The following is a 17,114-nucleotide window of genomic DNA, read 5'->3' as shown; positions in this document are numbered from 1 at the left end:
ATACCAGGAATTCTCCTGGAGGGTTTCCCTCCTGCTATTCTGTCCGCCACAGCCGTGATATTCTTGCCGCTTGACTATTTTCGGTCACTTTCCCGGTTCAGAAACGTTCATTCTCATGACTATGTTGCAGCTCTATAAACGTTCACAGCATCTTATTGCTATAAGCATTCTTTTCTTCATTCTATTGCTGTCCAGCCAGTCATCAGCATTTGCGCGAGCGCAACAGAATGGTGAACTGCCGACAAAAGTGGATATTCAGAGCCAGTTGGATGCGCTGAATAAACAAAAAGATCTTTCCGCGCAGGACAAACTGGTTCAGCAGGATCTTATCGATACTATCGCCACGCTGGATAAAATAGATCGCGTAAAAGATGAGACCGTACAGCTTCGTCAGAAAGTGGCTCAGGCGCCGGAGAAAATGCGCCAGGCAACGGATGCGTTGAATTCACTCAGCGATGTCGATAATGACGATGAAACGCGGAAAACGCTCAGTACGCTCTCTCTGCGCCAGCTTGAATCTCGTGTCGCCCAGGTGCTGGACGATCTGCAAAGCGCGCAAAACGACCTTGCAGCCTACAACAGTCAGTTGGTTTCGCTGCAAACGCAGCCAGAGCGTGTGCAAAATGCGATGTACACCGCATCACAGCAAATGCAGCAAATCCGCAATCGCCTGGATGGGACTAATGTGGGTGAGGCGGCATTACGCCCCAGCCAACAGGTGTTGCTGCAGGCGCAGCAAGCGTTGCTGAGCGCGCAGATCGATCAACAGCGTAAGAGTCTGGAAGGCAATACGGTTTTGCAGGATACCTTGCAGAAACAGCGTGATTATGTAACGGCGAACACGAATCGTCTCGAACATCAGCTTCAGTTGCTGCAAGAAGCGGTGAACAGCAAACGTCTGACGCTAACCGAAAAGACGGCGCAGGAAGCGGTAACACCAGACGAAGCGGCCCGTATCCAGACCAACCCGCTAGTTAAACAAGAACTTGATATTAACCATCAGCTCAGTCAGCGTCTGATATCTGCCACCGAAAACGGCAACACGCTGATGCAGCAAAACATTAAAGTCAAAAACTGGCTTGATCGTGCGTTGCAATCTGAACGCAATATTAAAGAACAAATCGCCGTGCTGAAAGGCAGCCTGCTGTTGTCACGCATTCTGTACCAGCAACAGCAAACGCTGCCGTCGGCAGATGAACTTGCCGACATGACCAACCGTATTGCCGACTTACGTCTGGAACAATTCGAGGTCAACCAGCAGCGTGATGCGCTATTCCAGAATGATGCGTTTGTCGCCAAGCTAGAAGAAGGGCACAGCAATGAGGTGAATGGCGAAGTCCATGATGCCCTGCTGCAGGTTGTGGATATGCGTCGTGAACTGTTGGACCAACTGAATAAGCAGTTGGGTAACCAATTGATGATGGCCATTAACCTGCAAATTAATCAACAGCAGTTAATGAGCGTATCGAAAAATCTGAAAGGGATCCTCACGCAGCAAATCTTCTGGGTAAACAGTAACCGCCCGATGGACTGGGACTGGATCAAGGCGTTCCCGCAAACGCTTAAAGACCAGTTTAAGTCGATGAAAATTACCGTGAACTGGGAAAAAGCCTGGCCGGCGGTATTCATTGCGTTCCTGGCCGGTCTGCCGTTGCTGCTTATTGCCGGGCTCATCCGCTGGCGTCTGAAATGGCTGAAAGAGTATCAGGCAAAACTCGCCGCGGCGGTGGGGAACTTGCGTAATGACAGCCAGCTCAATACGCCAAAAGCGATACTGATTGATTTGATCAGAGCCTTACCCGCATGTCTGATTATTCTCGCTGTAGGCTTGATTCTGCTGACGATGCAATTAAACGTCAGCGATCTGCTGTGGGCATTCAGTAAGAAGATGACCGTTTTCTGGCTGGTGTTCGGTCTGTGCTGGAAGGTACTGGAAAAAGATGGCGTGGCGATACGTCATTTTGGCATGCCAGCGAAACAGACCAGCCACTGGCGTCGCCAGATTGTGCGTATTAGCCTTGCGCTGTTGCCGCTTAACTTCTGGTCGGTTATTGCTGAACTGTCGCCGCTGAATCTGATGGATGATGTGTTAGGGCAAGTCGTTATTTTCCTTAACCTGCTGCTGATCGCCTTCCTGGTGTGGCCAATGTGCCGTGAAAGCTGGCGTGACAAAGAGTCGCACGGTCTGCGTCTGGTCACTATTACCGTGCTGTCTATTATCCCGGTTGCGTTGATGGTGCTGACGGCGACCGGTTATTTCTACACCACGCTGCGCCTGGCCGGTCGTTGGATTGAAACGGTTTATCTGGTTATTGTCTGGAACCTGCTATACCAGACGGTGCTGCGTGGGTTGAGCGTGGCGGCACGCCGCATCGCCTGGCGTCGCGCGTTAGCGCGTCGTCAGAATCTGGTGAAAGAAGGGGCCGAAGGCGCAGAGCCGCAGGAAGAACCGACCATAGCGCTGGAACAGGTAAACCAGCAAACGCTGCGTATTACGATGCTGTTGATGGTGGCTCTGTTTGGTGTTCTGTTCTGGGCAATTTGGTCCGATCTGATCACTGTGTTTAGTTATCTCGACAGCATTACGCTTTGGCATTACAACGGTACTGAAGCGGGAGCTGCAGTGGTGAAAGATGTCACCATGGGCAGTTTGTTGTTTGCCATTATTGCCTCGATGGTGGCGTGGGCGTTGATCCGCAACTTACCGGGTCTGCTCGAAGTGCTGGTGCTGTCGCGACTCAAAATGCGCCAGGGCGCATCGTATGCCATCACCACGATCCTCAATTACGCGATTATCGCTATCGGAGCAATGACCGTCTTCGGATCGCTTGGCGTATCGTGGGACAAACTCCAGTGGCTGGCAGCGGCCTTGTCGGTTGGTCTGGGTTTTGGCTTACAGGAAATCTTCGGTAACTTCGTCTCGGGCCTGATTATTCTGTTTGAACGTCCGGTACGTATTGGCGATACGGTTACCATTGGTACGTTCTCCGGTACGGTCAGCAAGATCCGTATTCGTGCCACAACGATTACCGACTTCGATCGTAAAGAGGTCATTATCCCGAATAAGGCGTTTGTGACGGAACGTCTGATCAACTGGTCATTGTCTGATACCACCACACGTTTGGTTATTCGTATTGGTGTGGCTTATGGTTCAGATCTGGATAAAGTGAAGAAAGTGCTGTTACAGGCGGCAACAGAACATCCGAAAGTGATGCACGATCCGGAGCCGGCAGTGTTCTTTACTGCTTTCGGTGCCAGCACGCTGGATCATGAACTGCGTTTATATGTTCGCGAACTGCGGGATCGCAGCCACACGGTCGATGAACTGAACCGCGCGGTTGATCGTTTATGTCGTGAAAACAATATTGATATCGCCTTTAACCAACTCGAAGTGCACCTGCATAATGCCAAAGGTGACACAGTGACAGAGGTTAAGCGTGACATCATCAAAGGCGACGATCCGACGCCTTCTGTAGGTTAAGTTGCAATCAGGGCGGCAAATAGCCGCCCTGATTGCATTTAGTGCGACAGCGCGACCAGTTCTTCCTGCGTCAGGCCCGTAAGGTGCGTAATCAAATCCAGTTCCAGACCGCGGGTGAGCATTTTTTGTGCGATATTACGTGATTCAACCTGCCGAAAGACCGCATCGTGGGGAGTCGTTCCATGATCGGTCCGTTATTGTCGTGATGTTGCGACGACTCTGGCACCGAAGCCAATGGCAGACCAGAGAGCAATTAATCAGTTTGCGAGGCGTCTTCCGCAGTTTTAAGTTTGTTTTCATAATCACGCATAACGATCTCCAGCGCGCGTAGCACCGTGCGCGCTGGTAGCTGATTCTCTTCAAGCAAAACAATCAAATCGACGGCCAATTTGACCTCGTCCGGGGCGTTTTCAAGGGACATACATTCTCCGGTGATTAGCGGGTTAAACGCGCCAGCACGTTTTCAATCCTTGCCAGCGCATGACGGCAGCGTGCCAGTCGTGCTTCGAACGCCTCGACTTCTCGGTGCAGCTTTTGCTGCTCCTCAAACCCCGAGGCCTGAGCCAATTGCTCTTTACGTTTGCGTGTCATCTCAACCAGACGCCGTTCAAATTCCTGATGCTGAACGCGTTTACGTTGCCAGCGGGCAAGACCCGGCGAGGCGCTGTCCCACTCTCTCAGTGACCAGGTGGCAGATTCGCGTGAAATCGCTTCTAACTGTGAGGCGAGATGTTCCGCAAGCCAGGCAATTTGCGGCAATTGTTGCTGCTCAACGGCACGACGCAGGGCGGCAAGATTATCGCCAGCTTCATCCAGACAAGCCTGCAACAGCGTGCTGCGAGTACGAAAAAGATGACGATCGAAACGGGCGCTGAGCGTTGCGTGATGCGCCAGGGGGGCGCATTGCTGGCGCAGGCTGTTGAGTTGACTTTCGAGCTTCTGTAGTAGCATGACGGTTTTCACGACAACACTCCGATGAAAATGAGAACTGTTATGCTAAAGTAGCGATTCTCTGTGTTAAGTACTCATATTATGCAACGCATTATTCTAATCATCATTGGCTGGATAGCGGTAGTGTTAGGCACGCTGGGCATTGTATTGCCACTGTTGCCTACCACGCCATTTATCCTGCTGGCCGCCTGGTGTTTTGCGCGTTCATCGCCTCGCTTTCACGCCTGGCTGCTTTATCGTTCGTGGTTTGGCGGTTATTTGCGCCACTGGCAAAAACACCGCGCGATGCCGCCGGGAGCCAAACCTCGCGCTATTTTGTTGATCGTGCTGACCTTTAGCGTTTCGTTGTGGTTCGTTAATATGTTGTGGGTTCGCGTGCTGCTGCTGGTGATTCTCACCTGTTTGCTGATTTTTATGTGGCGAATCCCGGTGGTTGATGAAAAGCAACAAAAGCACTGAAGCACAATAATCGCTGTTGCAATTGTCTCTCACAGCCAGTAAATTCAACCGTTTTCGAGCACAGGCGCAGGTGGTCAAAGGTTAAGCAAATGTAACCCTGGCCCTTAATATAGACACAAAATCATTCAAGATACGTCGAGGCGGCAACTGAATGAATCCCCGGAGCTTACATCAGTAAGTGACTGGGATGAATGAAGGCAGCCAACAAAGAGGTAGCTTGAAGGATGAAGTGTATAGTGCGCCGTGAAGTAATACTGTATTAATCAGGCACAAACTTATGACCGCGACTGCACAGCAGCTTGAGTTTCTCAAAAATAGCATCAAAAGCATCCACGACTACCCGAAGCCGGGCATTCTTTTCCGTGATGTCACCAGTTTGCTGGAAGACCCGAAAGCGTACGCGCTCAGCATCGAATTGCTGGTTGAACGTTACAAAAATGCCGGTATTACCAAAGTGGTCGGTACTGAAGCGCGTGGCTTCCTGTTTGGCGCACCGGTCGCGTTGGGCCTGGGCGTCGGGTTTGTTCCCGTGCGTAAACCGCGTAAGCTTCCGCGTGAAGTCATTGCTGAGAGCTACGAGCTGGAATACGGCACCGATCAGCTGGAAATCCATGTTGATGCCATCAAACCAGGCGATAAAGTTCTGGTCGTCGACGACCTGCTGGCAACCGGTGGCACGATTGAAGCGACCGTGAAGCTGATCCGTCGTCTGGGCGGCGAAGTGACCGATGCTGCTTTTATCATTAATCTGTTCGATCTGGGCGGCGAACAACGCCTGGAAAAACAGGGGCTGACTTGTTACAGCCTGGTCCCATTCCCGGGCCACTAAGTTCGGACTCTCTTTTTTGCCATTTTGGCTCCGGTCAGTGCTCAACATCCTCACGTACTGCGTGTACGTTCCGGTTTCTGCGCGCTGCCCGAAACCAAACTGGCTGTAACGATAGCGCCCGAATATAACGTGTCAACCTCGCCGTCGGTGCGAGGTTGTGTTAGCATTACCCCCTTGTGAATCCACCCTCCAGCCTTTCAGAGCCTGCCAATGAGTTATCAGGTCTTAGCCCGAAAATGGCGCCCACAAACCTTTGCTGACGTCGTCGGCCAGGAACATGTGCTGACGGCACTGGCGAACGGCTTGTCGTTAGGGCGTATTCATCATGCATATCTTTTTTCCGGCACTCGTGGCGTCGGAAAAACCTCTATCGCCCGTTTGTTGGCGAAGGGACTGAACTGTGAAACCGGCATCACGGCTACGCCTTGTGGTGTATGTGATAACTGCCGCGAAATCGAGCAGGGGCGTTTTGTCGATCTGATTGAGATCGATGCTGCGTCGCGAACCAAAGTTGAAGACACCCGCGATCTGCTGGATAACGTCCAGTATGCGCCAGCGCGTGGTCGCTTTAAGGTCTATCTGATCGACGAAGTGCACATGCTGTCGCGCCACAGTTTTAACGCTTTACTGAAAACGCTCGAAGAGCCGCCTGCGCACGTCAAATTCCTGCTGGCGACTACCGATCCGCAAAAACTGCCTGTGACTATCCTGTCACGTTGTTTGCAATTCCACCTTAAGGCGTTGGATGTTGAGCAGATTCGTCATCAGCTTGAACATATCCTCAATGAAGAGCATATCGTTCATGAGCCTCGTGCGCTGCAGTTGCTGGCCCGTGCAGCGGATGGCAGCCTGCGTGATGCGCTGAGTCTGACCGATCAGGCGATTGCCAGCGGCGATGGACAGGTCTCTACCCAGGCGGTGAGCATTATGCTCGGTACGCTGGATGACGATCAGGCGCTGTCGCTCGTTGAGGCGGTTGTTGCTGCGGATGGTGAGCGCGTCATGACGCTGCTGCATGATGCCGCCGCGCGCGGCATTGAATGGGAAGCGTTGTTGGTTGAGATGTCGGCCTTGCTGCATCGTATTGCGATGGTACAGCTTTCACCCGCCGCGCTTGGCAGTGATATGGCCGCAATTGAGCAGCGTTTACGCGAACTGGCGCGGACTGTACCACCGACCGATGTGCAGCTTTACTACCAGACGTTGTTAATTGGGCGCAAAGAATTACCGTATGCGCCAGACCGACGTATGGGGGTAGAAATGACGCTGCTGCGTGCACTGGCTTTTCATCCGCGCCAGCCGCTTCCGGAGCCTGAAGTACCGCGACAGTCGTTTGCCCCGGCAGCACCCACCGCGGTGCTGACCCCGACGCAGGTCCCACCGCAACAGTCTGCACCGGTGCATCATGATGTGCCGTTATCTGACGCCACCAGCCAGGTACTGGCGGCACGTAGTCAGCTGCAGCGCGCTCAGGGAGCGACCAAACCAAAAAAGAGTGAACCGGCAGCCGCTTCCCGCGCGCGGCCGGTGAATAATGCTGCGCTGGAAAGACTGGCTTCGGTGTCTGAACGTGTTCAGGCTCGCCCTGCGGTCTCTGCGCTGGAAAACGCGCCGGCGAAAAAAGAAGCCTATCGCTGGAAAGCGACCAATCCAGTTGCAGAAGTCAAAGAAGTCGTCGCCACGCCGAAAGCGCTGAAAAAAGCGCTGGAACACGAAAAAACGCCAGAGCTGGCCGCAAAGCTTGCGGCTGAAGCCATTGAGCGAGATCCCTGGGCTGCGCAGGTGAGCCAGCTTTCGTTGCCCAAACTGGTGGAGCAGGTAGCGCTGAATGCCTGGAAAGAAGAAAATGGCAATGTGGTTTGCCTGCATCTGCGTTCTACGCAGCGCCATCTTAATTCCAGCGGCGCGCAGCAAAAACTGGCTGAAGCATTGAGTACCTTAACGGGGTCAACAGTTGAATTGACCATCGTTGAAGATGATAATCCTGCGGTGCGTACGCCGCTGGAATGGCGTCAGGCCATTTACGAAGAGAAACTCGCGCAGGCGCGTGAGTCGATTATTGCGGATAATAACATTCAGACGCTGCGCCGTTTTTTCGACGCGGACCTGGACGAAGAGAGTATTCGCCCCATTTGATCGTGAGCCTAATGGTTTGACGGTCGTCATCCCTTAACGTGATTGAGAGAGAAGCCTATGTTTGGTAAAGGCGGTCTGGGTAACCTGATGAAACAGGCCCAGCAGATGCAAGAAAAAATGCAGCAGATGCAAGAAGAAGTCGCCAAGCTGGAAGTCACCGGAGAATCTGGCGCAGGTCTGGTAAAAGTGACCATCAACGGTGCGCATAACTGCCGTCGCGTGGAAATCGATCCAAGCCTGCTGGAAGACGACAAAGAGATGCTGGAAGATCTGGTTGCTGCAGCATTCAACGATGCGGCACGTCGCATTGAAGAAACGCAGAAAGAGAAAATGGCCTCCGTTTCCTCCGGTATGCAGTTGCCACCTGGCTTTAAGATGCCGTTCTGATGCAAACCAGCCCGCTGTTAACTCAGCTGATGGAAGCATTGCGCTGTCTGCCGGGTGTTGGCCCGAAGTCGGCGCAGCGCATGGCGTTCACGCTCCTGCAGCGCGATCGCAGCGGCGGGATGCGTCTGGCGCAGGCGTTAACGAAAGCGATGTCGGAAATCGGCCACTGTGCCGATTGCCGCACCTTCACGGAGCAAGACGTCTGCAACATCTGTTCAAACCCGCGTCGCCAGGAAAATGGTCAGATTTGTGTGGTGGAGAGTCCGGCGGACATCTACGCCATTGAGCAAACCGGGCAGTTTTCCGGACGTTACTTTGTGCTGATGGGACACCTGTCGCCGCTGGATGGCATCGGGCCTGATGATATCGGGCTCGATCGTCTGGAGCAGCGACTGGCGTCTGAACACATCAACGAACTGATCCTGGCGACCAATCCCACGGTCGAAGGAGAGGCAACCGCCAACTATATTGCTGAGCTTTGTATGCAATATGGCGTTGAAGCCAGCCGTATCGCTCATGGCGTACCGGTAGGCGGCGAGCTGGAAATGGTCGACGGTACGACACTGTCGCACTCTCTGGCAGGACGACACAAGATTAAATTCTGAACAAACGGAGGCCGCGACGGCGGCTTCCGCTTGAAATCCTTCCCGCTTGTCCCCATTTCACCCTCAACGTGTTTTTACCATTAAAAATGGCATTGTTGAGGTAGATCTACATGAAAGGACAAGAAACTCGTGGTTTTCAGTCAGAAGTAAAACAGCTTCTGCACCTGATGATCCATTCTCTGTATTCCAATAAAGAAATCTTCCTGCGTGAGCTTATCTCTAACGCCTCGGATGCGGCAGACAAGCTGCGTTTCCGCGCCCTGTCTAATCCGGACCTGTATGAAGGTGATGGTGAGCTGCGTGTGCGTGTTTCCTTCGATAAAGATAAGCGTACGTTGACCATTGCTGATAACGGCGTGGGGATGAACCGTGATGACGTTATCGATCATCTGGGGACCATTGCGAAATCCGGTACCAAATCTTTCCTCGAATCCATGGGCTCCGATCAGGCAAAAGACAGCCAGTTGATCGGCCAGTTCGGGGTAGGCTTCTATTCCGCGTTTATTGTGGCGAATAAAGTCACTGTGCGTACCCGTGCTGCGGGTGATAAGCCTGAAAACGGTGTGTTCTGGGAATCTGCGGGCGAAGGTGAATACACCGTTGCCGACATCACCAAAGAAGACCGCGGTACCGAAATCACTCTGCACCTGCGTGAAGGGGAAGACGAGTTCCTGGATGACTGGCGCGTGCGTTCCATCATCAGCAAATATTCCGATCATATCGCGCTGCCGGTAGAGATTGAAAAACAGGAAGAAAAAGACGGTGAAACCGTTGTTTCCTGGGAGAAAATCAACAAGGCACAGGCGCTGTGGACGCGTAACAAGTCAGAAATCAAAGACGACGAATACAACGAATTCTACAAGCATATCGCGCATGACTTCACCGATCCGCTGACCTGGAGCCACAACCGTGTGGAAGGTAAGCAGGAATACACCAGCCTGCTGTACATTCCGTCGCAGGCCCCGTGGGATATGTGGAACCGCGATCACAAGCATGGTCTGAAACTGTACGTTCAACGTGTATTCATCATGGATGACGCTGAGCAGTTCATGCCGAACTATCTGCGCTTTGTGCGCGGTCTGATAGATTCCAACGATCTGCCGCTGAACGTGTCTCGTGAGATCCTGCAGGACAGCACCGTCACCCGTAATCTGCGTAGCGCACTGACCAAACGTGTATTGCAGATGCTGGAAAAACTGGCAAAAGATGACGCTGAAAAATACCAGACCTTCTGGAAACAGTTTGGCCTGGTACTGAAAGAAGGGCCGGCGGAAGATCACGCTAACCAGGAAACCATCGCTAAGCTGATGCGCTTCGCATCCACACACACAGATTCTTCCGCACAGACCGTGTCGCTGGAAGACTATGTCTCACGGATGAAAGAAGGGCAGGAGAAGATCTACTACATTACTGCAGACAGCTATGCGGCGGCGAAGAGCAGCCCGCACCTCGAACTGCTGCGTAAGAAAGGCATCGAAGTCCTGCTGCTTTCTGACCGCATCGATGAGTGGATGATGAACTACCTGACTGAATTCGACGGTAAGGCGTTCCAGTCTGTCGCTAAAGCTGACGAGTCTATCGACAAGCTGGCAGACGAAGTTGATGAATCGGCAAAAGAAGCGGAAAAAGCGCTGACGCCGTTTGTTGAACGCGTGAAAACCCTGCTGGGCGACCGTGTGAAAGAAGTGCGTCTGACGCACCGTCTAACCGATACGCCAGCGATTGTCACCACTGACGCAGACGAAATGAGTACCCAGATGGCGAAGCTGTTTGCCGCTGCGGGCCAGGCTGTGCCGGAAGTGAAATATATCTTTGAACTGAACCCAGACCACGTGTTGGTAAAACGCACGGCGGATACTCAGGACGAAGCGCAGTTTAAAGAGTGGGTCGAATTGCTGCTGGATCAGGCGTTGTTTGCTGAGCGCGGTACGCTGGAAGACCCTAACCAGTTCATCCGTCGAATGAACCAGTTGCTGGTATCCTGATAGCGGTTGCGTTACGTGATGCCGGATGGCGCTAACGCTTATCCGGCTACAAAATCTCGTATACCGTAGGCCGGATAAGCTGTTTACACCGCTATCCGGCATTTTCTCTTCTTATTTTCAATTTTCCCGCCGTTAACCGTTTCAGCGTCAGGCGTCTTTCTTGAGCCAATTGCGTGATGGTGGTATCGTTTAGCGCTTTTTAAAAAATATCGACAACCTTTAAGGGGATTTTCGTAATGCGTATCATTCTGCTTGGCGCTCCGGGCGCGGGTAAAGGAACTCAGGCTCAGTTCATCATGGAGAAATATGGTATTCCGCAAATCTCCACCGGTGATATGCTGCGTGCCGCCGTGAAATCTGGCTCCGAGCTGGGCAAACAAGCGAAAGACATCATGGACGCCGGCAAGCTGGTGACTGATGAGCTGGTGATCGCGCTGGTAAAAGAGCGTATTGCTCAGGAAGACTGCCGCAATGGTTTCCTGCTGGACGGCTTCCCGCGTACTATCCCGCAGGCTGATGCCATGAAAGAAGCGGGCATCAACGTGGACTACGTTCTGGAGTTTGACGTTCCGGATGAGCTGATCGTTGATCGTATCGTTGGTCGTCGCGTACACGCTGCTTCTGGCCGCGTTTACCACATCAAATTCAATCCGCCTAAGGTTGAAGGTAAAGACGACGTGACCGGCGAAGAGCTGACCACCCGTAAAGACGATCAGGAAGAGACCGTACGTAAGCGTCTGGTGGAATACCATCAGATGACTGCTCCGCTGATCGGTTACTACTCTAAAGAAGCGCAGGCGGGTAACACCAAATACGCGAAAGTTGACGGCACTCAGGCCGTGGCTGACGTTCGCGCAGCGCTGGAAAAAATCCTCGGTTAATTTTTTCGCGCTTAATGCCGGATGGCGGTGTATACACCTTATCCGGCCTACGATTTTTTGTAGGCCTGATAAGCGCAGCGCCATCAGGCAAATTCTCGTCTTACCTCTCACAGCAATTAGTTCTTCTTCTCCGCTTTTCCGCTACAATTATCAACAATTTGAATCGATAAGAGGCGGTAATGCGTCAGACGAAAACCGGTATCCTGCTGGCTAATCTCGGCACTCCCGATGCCCCAACCCCTGAAGCTGTTAAACGTTACCTGCGCCAGTTTTTAAGCGATACCCGCGTAGTTGATACATCCCGTCTACTGTGGTGGCCGTTGCTGCGTGGTGTGATTTTACCGTTGCGTGCGCCGCGTGTGGCAAAGCTGTACCAGTCAATCTGGATGGAGGAGGGTTCTCCACTGATGGTTTACAGTCGTGCGCAGCAGCAGGCACTGGCGGAGCGTTTACCCGATACGCCCGTCGCACTGGGAATGAGCTACGGTTCACCTTCGCTGGAAAGTGCGGTTGATGAATTGCTGGCAAGCGGCGTTGACCACATTGTGGTGTTAACGCTGTACCCGCAATACTCCTGTTCGACGGTAGCGGCAGTCTGGGATGAGCTGGCGCGTATCCTGGCGCGTAAGCGCGGTATTCCTGGGGTTTCCTTTATCCGTGATTACGCAGACGACAACAGCTATATTGATGCGCTGGCTAAAAGTGCCCGCGATTCGTTTGCACAGCACGGTGAACCCGATTTACTGCTGCTTTCCTATCACGGTATTCCACAACGCTATGCGGATGAAGGCGATGATTACCCGCAGCGCTGCCGTGATACCACTCGTGAACTGGTCTCTGCGCTTGGCCTGGCCCCGGAAAAAGTGATGATGACCTTTCAGTCACGCTTTGGCCGTGAGCCTTGGCTGACGCCATATACTGACGAAACGTTAAAAATGCTGGCGGAGAAAGGGACCGGGCATATCCAGGTGATGTGCCCAGGCTTTGCGGCAGATTGCCTCGAAACACTGGAAGAGATTGCGGTGCAAAACCGGGAGATTTTCCTCGAGGCTGGCGGTAAGAAATATGAGTATATTCCGGCGCTGAATGCCGCGCCGGAGCATATTGAAATGATGGTTAAACTGACCGAAGCCTACCGCTAAAGCTGTTGCTGAAAGAAACGCGCACCATCCTGCAGAGCCTCATCGGCGGTTTTCATCATCCGCGAATAATGCAGGAAGGCGTGCAACATGCCGGGGTACATTTGATACTGACAGGTCTGCTGATGCGCATGCAGCGTCTGGAAAAGTAACCGGCTGTCATCAATCAACGGATCGAACTCGGCGCTGGCGATAAAGCAGGGCGGCACGTCGTGCGTAAGATCGTTATTAAACAGGCAATAATACGGCGACTCACGATCGTCGACGCTACGCAGATAGGCATTTTCGTACATCTGCAGATCCTCACGTCCTAAACCATCCCATGCTCCGCCCATCAGTCGGCGGCTAAGCGAATCCTGCAGACCGTAAAGCCCGTACCACAACAATACGCCAATGACCTTACCGCAGGGGATCTGTTTATCACGTAACCACAACGCACTGGCGAGTGCCAGCATGGCACCTGCGGAATCGCCGGCAAAACCAATATGTTTCACATTGAGAGAATAATCGTCGGCGTGGTGATGGAAATATTGGCAGGCGGCGACAATCTCTTCGATGGCCTGCGGGAAGCGCGCTTCTGGCGACAGTGAGTAGTCGATGCCAATGACTGTGCACTGCGTGTAGTGCGCCAGTAGACGCATAATGCGATCGTGCGTATCCAGATTACCGAGAATAAAGCCGCCGCCGTGTAAATAATAGAGCGTGGCCTGGCTGTGAGGCTGCGGTGAATAAATACGTGTGTTAACAGAGCCATAGCGGGTGGAAACCGCACACTCTTGGGTACTCATTTGCGGTGCATCAGCATTCCAGAATTGCCGTTCATGTATGTAGTACTTTCGTTGGGCCACGATATCATCGGCAGCGGGCCAGGGTGGCAGGTCATCGCGATGAAAATTCACCACGACGTTCATTTCATCTGAAATTCTGTCGAGTACGGGGATCTTGTTATCCGGCTTCATAAAACGCTCCTTGTGGACGATGATTTATTGTAGAAACTGAGACCGGATAAACTGCGATCCCGCCGTCCGATATTGAAACTTAGCGCCGCATCGCATGCATATCAGGTAATGTGCTACCATGCATCGCTCAGTTAACCACCCATATAATCGACCATGAAATTTCCCGGTAAACGTAAATCCAAACACTATTTCCCCGTCAGCGCGCGCGATCCGTTGCTGCAACAAATTCAGCCTGAAAATGAGACCAGCGCGGCCTGGGTAGTCGGTATCGACCAAACGCTGGTGGATATTGAAGCCAAAGTGGATGATGATTTTGTAAAACGTTATGGATTAAGCGCCGGGCACTCTCTGGTGATTGAAGATGATGTTGCGGAAGCACTCTACCAGGAGCTGGTACGCGAAAACCTGATCACCCATCAGTTTGCAGGTGGCACCATCGGTAACACCATGCATAACTACTCCGTGCTGGCAGACGACCGCTCGGTGCTGTTGGGTGTGATGTGCAGCAATATCGAAATTGGTAGCTACGCGTATCGCTATTTATGCAACACCTCCAGCCGCACCGATTTGAACTATCTGCAGGGTGTAGATGGCCCGATTGGCCGCTGCTTTACACTGATTGGTGAATCCGGCGAGCGCACATTTGCCATCAGCCCCGGTCACATGAACCAGTTGCGCGCGGAGAGCATCCCTGAATCGGTGATTGCCGGGGCTTCCGCGCTGGTGTTGACCTCCTATCTGGTACGCTGTAAGCCGGGCGAACCGATGCCTGAAGCGACCATGAAGGCGATTGAATTTGCCAAAAAGCACAACGTTCCGGTGGTACTGACATTGGGGACCAAATTCGTTATTGCGGATAACCCACAGTGGTGGCAGGAATTTCTGAAAGAGAATGTCTCTATTCTGGCGATGAACGAAGAAGAAGCTGAAGCGCTGACCGGTGAAAACGATCCGCTGCTGGCGTCAGATAAAGCACTGGATTGGGTAGATTTAGTCTTGTGTACTGCCGGGCCGGTGGGACTGTATATGGCCGGCTTTACTGAAGAAGAGGCGAAACGCAAAACTCAGCATCCGCTGCTGCCAGGCGCTATTGCTGAATTCAACCAGTACGAATTTAGCCGCGCAATGCGCCATAAAGATTGTACGAATCCGCTGCGTGTGTATTCACATATCGCACCATATATGGGCGGGCCTGAAAAAATCATGAACACCAACGGTGCTGGCGACGGTGCATTGGCTGCATTGCTGCATGATATTACCGCGAACAGCTATCACCGCGGCAATGTACCCAACTCCAGCAAGCACAAATATACCTGGCTGACATATTCATCTTTAGCCCAGGTGTGTAAATATGCCAACCGCGTGAGTTATCAGGTGCTGAACCAGCATTCACCGCGTCTGACGCGCGGTTTGCCGGAACGTGAAGACAGTCTCGAAGAGTCGTACTGGGACCGCTGAGTTCTTGCCCGATAGCGCTGCGCTTATCGGGCTTACACCAGTGTGGGAATACGTAGGCCGGATAAGCGTAAGCGCCATCCGGCACGTAACATTAACTGGCCGTAGCAACGTCACCGGCAGGCGGTGTTTCAATCAGTTCCAGCATAGTGCGGGCGATTTCACGCTCGCCCATGACGACCTGATTAGCCCCACGCTCGGTGATATATTCCACTTCATCGTCATAATGCGCGCGGGCGATAATCTCAATCGACGGGCACTTCTGACGCGCACAAGCGACAATCTCACCCGCTTCGTAACCATTTGGAATGGTCAGCAGCAGCCAGCGTGCGCAATCCAGATGCGCCAGATTCATAATTTCTTCGTTAGCCGCGTTACCGAGTACTGCGCGGATCCCACGTTCACGCAGTTCATCCACGCGGGTACGCGATGTTTCAATAACGACCAGCGGGATACCCGCCGCCATCAGCTTTTCACCTAACAGGCTACCGACACGACCAAAACCGACCAGCAGTGCATGATTACAAATATCAACCGGGATCTGCTTCTCTTCTTCGATAGCCTCTTCCAGTGTCTGCTCTTCCAGTGTTTCGGTTTTGGCGAGATATTTCTCTAATACAGCAAACAGCACCGGGTTGAGCATAATGGAGAGAATTGCACCTGCCAGCACCAGGTTTTGTCCGGCTTGTGGTAACAGGTTCAGTGCCATACCAAGGCCCGCCAGGATAAAGGCAAATTCACCAATCTGCGCCAGGCTGGTAGCAATGGTGAGCGCTGTACGCTGAGAGTGACCAAACAGGCGTACCAGGAAGTAGGCAGCGACGGATTTACCGAAGATAATAATCGCCAGCGTGCCCAGCACGGCCAGTGGCTGCTGGATCAGGACTAACGGATCAAACAGCATACCGACGGAAACAAAGAACAGTACGGCGAAAGCATCGCGTAGCGGTAGGGTATCGTGCGCCGCTCGGTGGCTCAATTCTGACTCGTTCAGCACCATACCGGCAAAGAACGCACCCAGTGCAAAGGAAACATCGAACAGCTCCACCGCGCCAAAGGCGATACCCAGCGCTAACGTCAGCACCGACAGGGTAAACAGTTCGCGGGAACCTGTTGCGGCGCTGCGGGCCATAATCCACGGTACCAGCCGGCGACCAACCAGCATCATAATGGCGATAAATGCCACGACCTTACCGATGGTAATGCCCATATCCACGGCCAGCGAAGTAAAGCCGACGTTTTCTTTTTCCAGCATTCCGGCGACAGCAGGCAGGAGAACCAGCGTCAGCACCATCATCAAATCTTCGACAATCAGCCAGCCAATCGCGATTTGCCCGCGCTGGCTATCAATGAGCTGCCGTTCTTCAAGCGCACGTAACAGCACCACGGTACTGGCGGTTGAAAGACACAGCCCAAAGACGATACCGACCATCAGCGACCAGCCCATTATTGCTGAAAGCGCCATACCCAGTAGCGTCGCCACGGCAATTTGGGCGATAGCGCCGGGAATGGCGATGGACTTTACCGCCATTAAATCCTTCAAGGAGAAGTGCAGCCCCACGCCGAACATCAGTAGGATAACGCCAAGCTCCGCCAGTTCAGGTGCAAGCTTAGTATCAGCAACAAAACCAGGTGTAAATGGACCGGCCAGAACGCCCGCTAACAGATATCCCACCAGAGGAGAAATACGTAGTTTATTGGCAATCATGCCTAATATAAAAGCGAGCACAAGGCCGCCGACAATGGTGGTGATAAGCGGGGTGGCGTGATGCATTCCGTCTCCTTTGGTTGCTGTGTTGATCCTGAAAACCCAAATTCCGAGTAATAGTTTATGACAATTTTAATGT

At 52.8% G+C, this 17,114-nt stretch carries 14 protein-coding genes, 1 pseudogene and 1 other annotated feature; of the genes and pseudogenes, 10 read left to right on the top strand and 5 right to left on the bottom strand.

Annotation, left to right across the window (positions count from 1 at the left end):
• Positions 1–115: 115 nt before the first annotated feature.
• Positions 116–3,481, top strand: coding sequence for a mechanosensitive channel MscK (gene mscK / locus NNN64_RS12665; RefSeq protein ID WP_271441599.1), 3,366 nt, complete (start codon positions 116–118; stop codon positions 3,479–3,481).
• Between the two features lie 253 nt (positions 3,482–3,734).
• On the opposite strand, the gene rsmS is transcribed toward mscK, so the two are convergent.
• Entirely contained in the window at positions 3,735–3,902 is a 168-nt protein-coding gene (gene rsmS, locus NNN64_RS12660; protein WP_096758034.1) for a pleiotropic regulatory protein RsmS, read from the bottom strand.
• Positions 3,903–3,916: 14 nt separating this feature from the next.
• The gene (gene priC / locus NNN64_RS12655; protein WP_271441598.1) at positions 3,917–4,444 is read right to left on the bottom strand and encodes a primosomal replication protein N''; all 528 of its coding nucleotides are present in this window, start codon (positions 4,442–4,444) and stop codon (positions 3,917–3,919) included.
• Between the two features lie 69 nt (positions 4,445–4,513).
• Here priC and NNN64_RS12650 point away from each other — a divergent pair, with 69 nt between their 5' ends.
• From NNN64_RS12650 to adk, 7 genes are all read left to right on the top strand, one after another.
• Positions 4,514–4,891 carry a DUF454 family protein gene (locus NNN64_RS12650; protein WP_271441597.1) on the top strand — a complete coding sequence of 126 codons (378 nt, stop codon included), beginning with the start codon at positions 4,514–4,516 and terminating at the stop codon, positions 4,889–4,891.
• 277 nt (positions 4,892–5,168) lie between these two features.
• Positions 5,169–5,720, top strand: coding sequence for an adenine phosphoribosyltransferase (apt, locus tag NNN64_RS12645; protein WP_006685676.1), 552 nt, complete (start codon positions 5,169–5,171; stop codon positions 5,718–5,720).
• Between the two features lie 210 nt (positions 5,721–5,930).
• Positions 5,931–7,856 (top strand): DNA polymerase III subunit gamma/tau, encoded by a 1,926-nt coding sequence (gene dnaX, locus NNN64_RS12640; RefSeq protein ID WP_271441596.1) that lies wholly within the window; start codon positions 5,931–5,933, stop codon positions 7,854–7,856.
• Positions 7,189–7,253: a sequence feature (DnaX frameshifting element), on the top strand. Its footprint overlaps the gene before it by 65 nt.
• A 57-nt stretch (positions 7,857–7,913) precedes the next feature.
• Positions 7,914–8,243 carry a YbaB/EbfC family nucleoid-associated protein gene (locus NNN64_RS12635; protein WP_003021764.1) on the top strand — a complete coding sequence of 110 codons (330 nt, stop codon included), beginning with the start codon at positions 7,914–7,916 and terminating at the stop codon, positions 8,241–8,243.
• A complete protein-coding gene (gene recR / locus NNN64_RS12630; RefSeq protein ID WP_079938353.1) occupies positions 8,243–8,848 on the top strand; it encodes a recombination mediator RecR in 606 nt (201 codons plus the stop codon). The genes NNN64_RS12635 and recR overlap by 1 nt, the downstream gene beginning before the upstream one ends.
• A gap of 110 nt (positions 8,849–8,958) precedes the next feature.
• Positions 8,959–10,833, top strand: coding sequence for a molecular chaperone HtpG (htpG, locus tag NNN64_RS12625; protein ID WP_271441595.1), 1,875 nt, complete (start codon positions 8,959–8,961; stop codon positions 10,831–10,833).
• A gap of 236 nt (positions 10,834–11,069) precedes the next feature.
• Positions 11,070–11,714 (top strand): adenylate kinase, encoded by a 645-nt coding sequence (adk, locus tag NNN64_RS12620; protein WP_003021773.1) that lies wholly within the window; start codon positions 11,070–11,072, stop codon positions 11,712–11,714.
• A gap of 16 nt (positions 11,715–11,730) precedes the next feature.
• Here the strand turns inward: adk and NNN64_RS23360 are convergent.
• Positions 11,731–11,811, bottom strand: a pseudogene (locus NNN64_RS23360) (hypothetical protein); the annotation flags it as partial.
• An 82-nt stretch (positions 11,812–11,893) separates the two neighbouring features.
• Here NNN64_RS23360 and hemH point away from each other — a divergent pair.
• A complete protein-coding gene (hemH, locus tag NNN64_RS12615) occupies positions 11,894–12,856 on the top strand; it encodes a ferrochelatase (protein WP_271441594.1) in 963 nt (320 codons plus the stop codon).
• Here hemH and aes read toward each other — a convergent pair.
• Positions 12,853–13,812, bottom strand: coding sequence for an acetyl esterase (gene aes / locus NNN64_RS12610; RefSeq protein WP_271441593.1), 960 nt, complete (start codon positions 13,810–13,812; stop codon positions 12,853–12,855). The two genes, hemH and aes, sit on opposite strands and share 4 nt — an antisense overlap.
• Before the next feature lie 153 nt (positions 13,813–13,965).
• Here aes and gsk point away from each other — a divergent pair, with 153 nt between their 5' ends.
• Positions 13,966–15,270 carry an inosine/guanosine kinase gene (gsk, locus tag NNN64_RS12605; RefSeq protein WP_137384601.1) on the top strand — a complete coding sequence of 435 codons (1,305 nt, stop codon included), beginning with the start codon at positions 13,966–13,968 and terminating at the stop codon, positions 15,268–15,270.
• Between the two features lie 91 nt (positions 15,271–15,361).
• Here gsk and ybaL read toward each other — a convergent pair whose 3' ends face one another.
• Entirely contained in the window at positions 15,362–17,041 is a 1,680-nt protein-coding gene (gene ybaL / locus NNN64_RS12600; protein ID WP_271441592.1) for a YbaL family putative K(+) efflux transporter, read from the bottom strand.
• Between the last annotated feature and the right edge of the window lie 73 nt (positions 17,042–17,114).

The organism is Citrobacter sp. Igbk 14, from assembly GCF_028069825.1.
Classification (GTDB): domain Bacteria; phylum Pseudomonadota; class Gammaproteobacteria; order Enterobacterales; family Enterobacteriaceae; genus Citrobacter.
Note: the sequence above shows the minus strand (reverse complement) of the source record. Positions and strands in the feature narration are given on the sequence as shown.

Excerpts from the sequence above, each read along its gene's own strand:
- aes (WP_271441593.1), bottom strand. The coding sequence starts at position 13,812 with ATGAAGCCGGATAACAAGATCCCCGTACTCGACAGAATTTCAGATGAA.
- adk (WP_003021773.1), top strand. The coding sequence starts at position 11,070 with ATGCGTATCATTCTGCTTGGCGCTCCGGGCGCGGGTAAAGGAACTCAG.
- ybaL (WP_271441592.1), bottom strand. The coding sequence starts at position 17,041 with ATGCATCACGCCACCCCGCTTATCACCACCATTGTCGGCGGCCTTGTG.
- NNN64_RS12650 (WP_271441597.1), top strand. The coding sequence starts at position 4,514 with ATGCAACGCATTATTCTAATCATCATTGGCTGGATAGCGGTAGTGTTA.
- htpG (WP_271441595.1), top strand. The coding sequence starts at position 8,959 with ATGAAAGGACAAGAAACTCGTGGTTTTCAGTCAGAAGTAAAACAGCTT.
- recR (WP_079938353.1), top strand. The coding sequence starts at position 8,243 with ATGCAAACCAGCCCGCTGTTAACTCAGCTGATGGAAGCATTGCGCTGT.
- gsk (WP_137384601.1), top strand. The coding sequence starts at position 13,966 with ATGAAATTTCCCGGTAAACGTAAATCCAAACACTATTTCCCCGTCAGC.
- dnaX (WP_271441596.1), top strand. The coding sequence starts at position 5,931 with ATGAGTTATCAGGTCTTAGCCCGAAAATGGCGCCCACAAACCTTTGCT.
- NNN64_RS12635 (WP_003021764.1), top strand. The coding sequence starts at position 7,914 with ATGTTTGGTAAAGGCGGTCTGGGTAACCTGATGAAACAGGCCCAGCAG.
- rsmS (WP_096758034.1), bottom strand. The coding sequence starts at position 3,902 with ATGTCCCTTGAAAACGCCCCGGACGAGGTCAAATTGGCCGTCGATTTG.
- hemH (WP_271441594.1), top strand. The coding sequence starts at position 11,894 with ATGCGTCAGACGAAAACCGGTATCCTGCTGGCTAATCTCGGCACTCCC.
- mscK (WP_271441599.1), top strand. The coding sequence starts at position 116 with ATGACTATGTTGCAGCTCTATAAACGTTCACAGCATCTTATTGCTATA.
- apt (WP_006685676.1), top strand. The coding sequence starts at position 5,169 with ATGACCGCGACTGCACAGCAGCTTGAGTTTCTCAAAAATAGCATCAAA.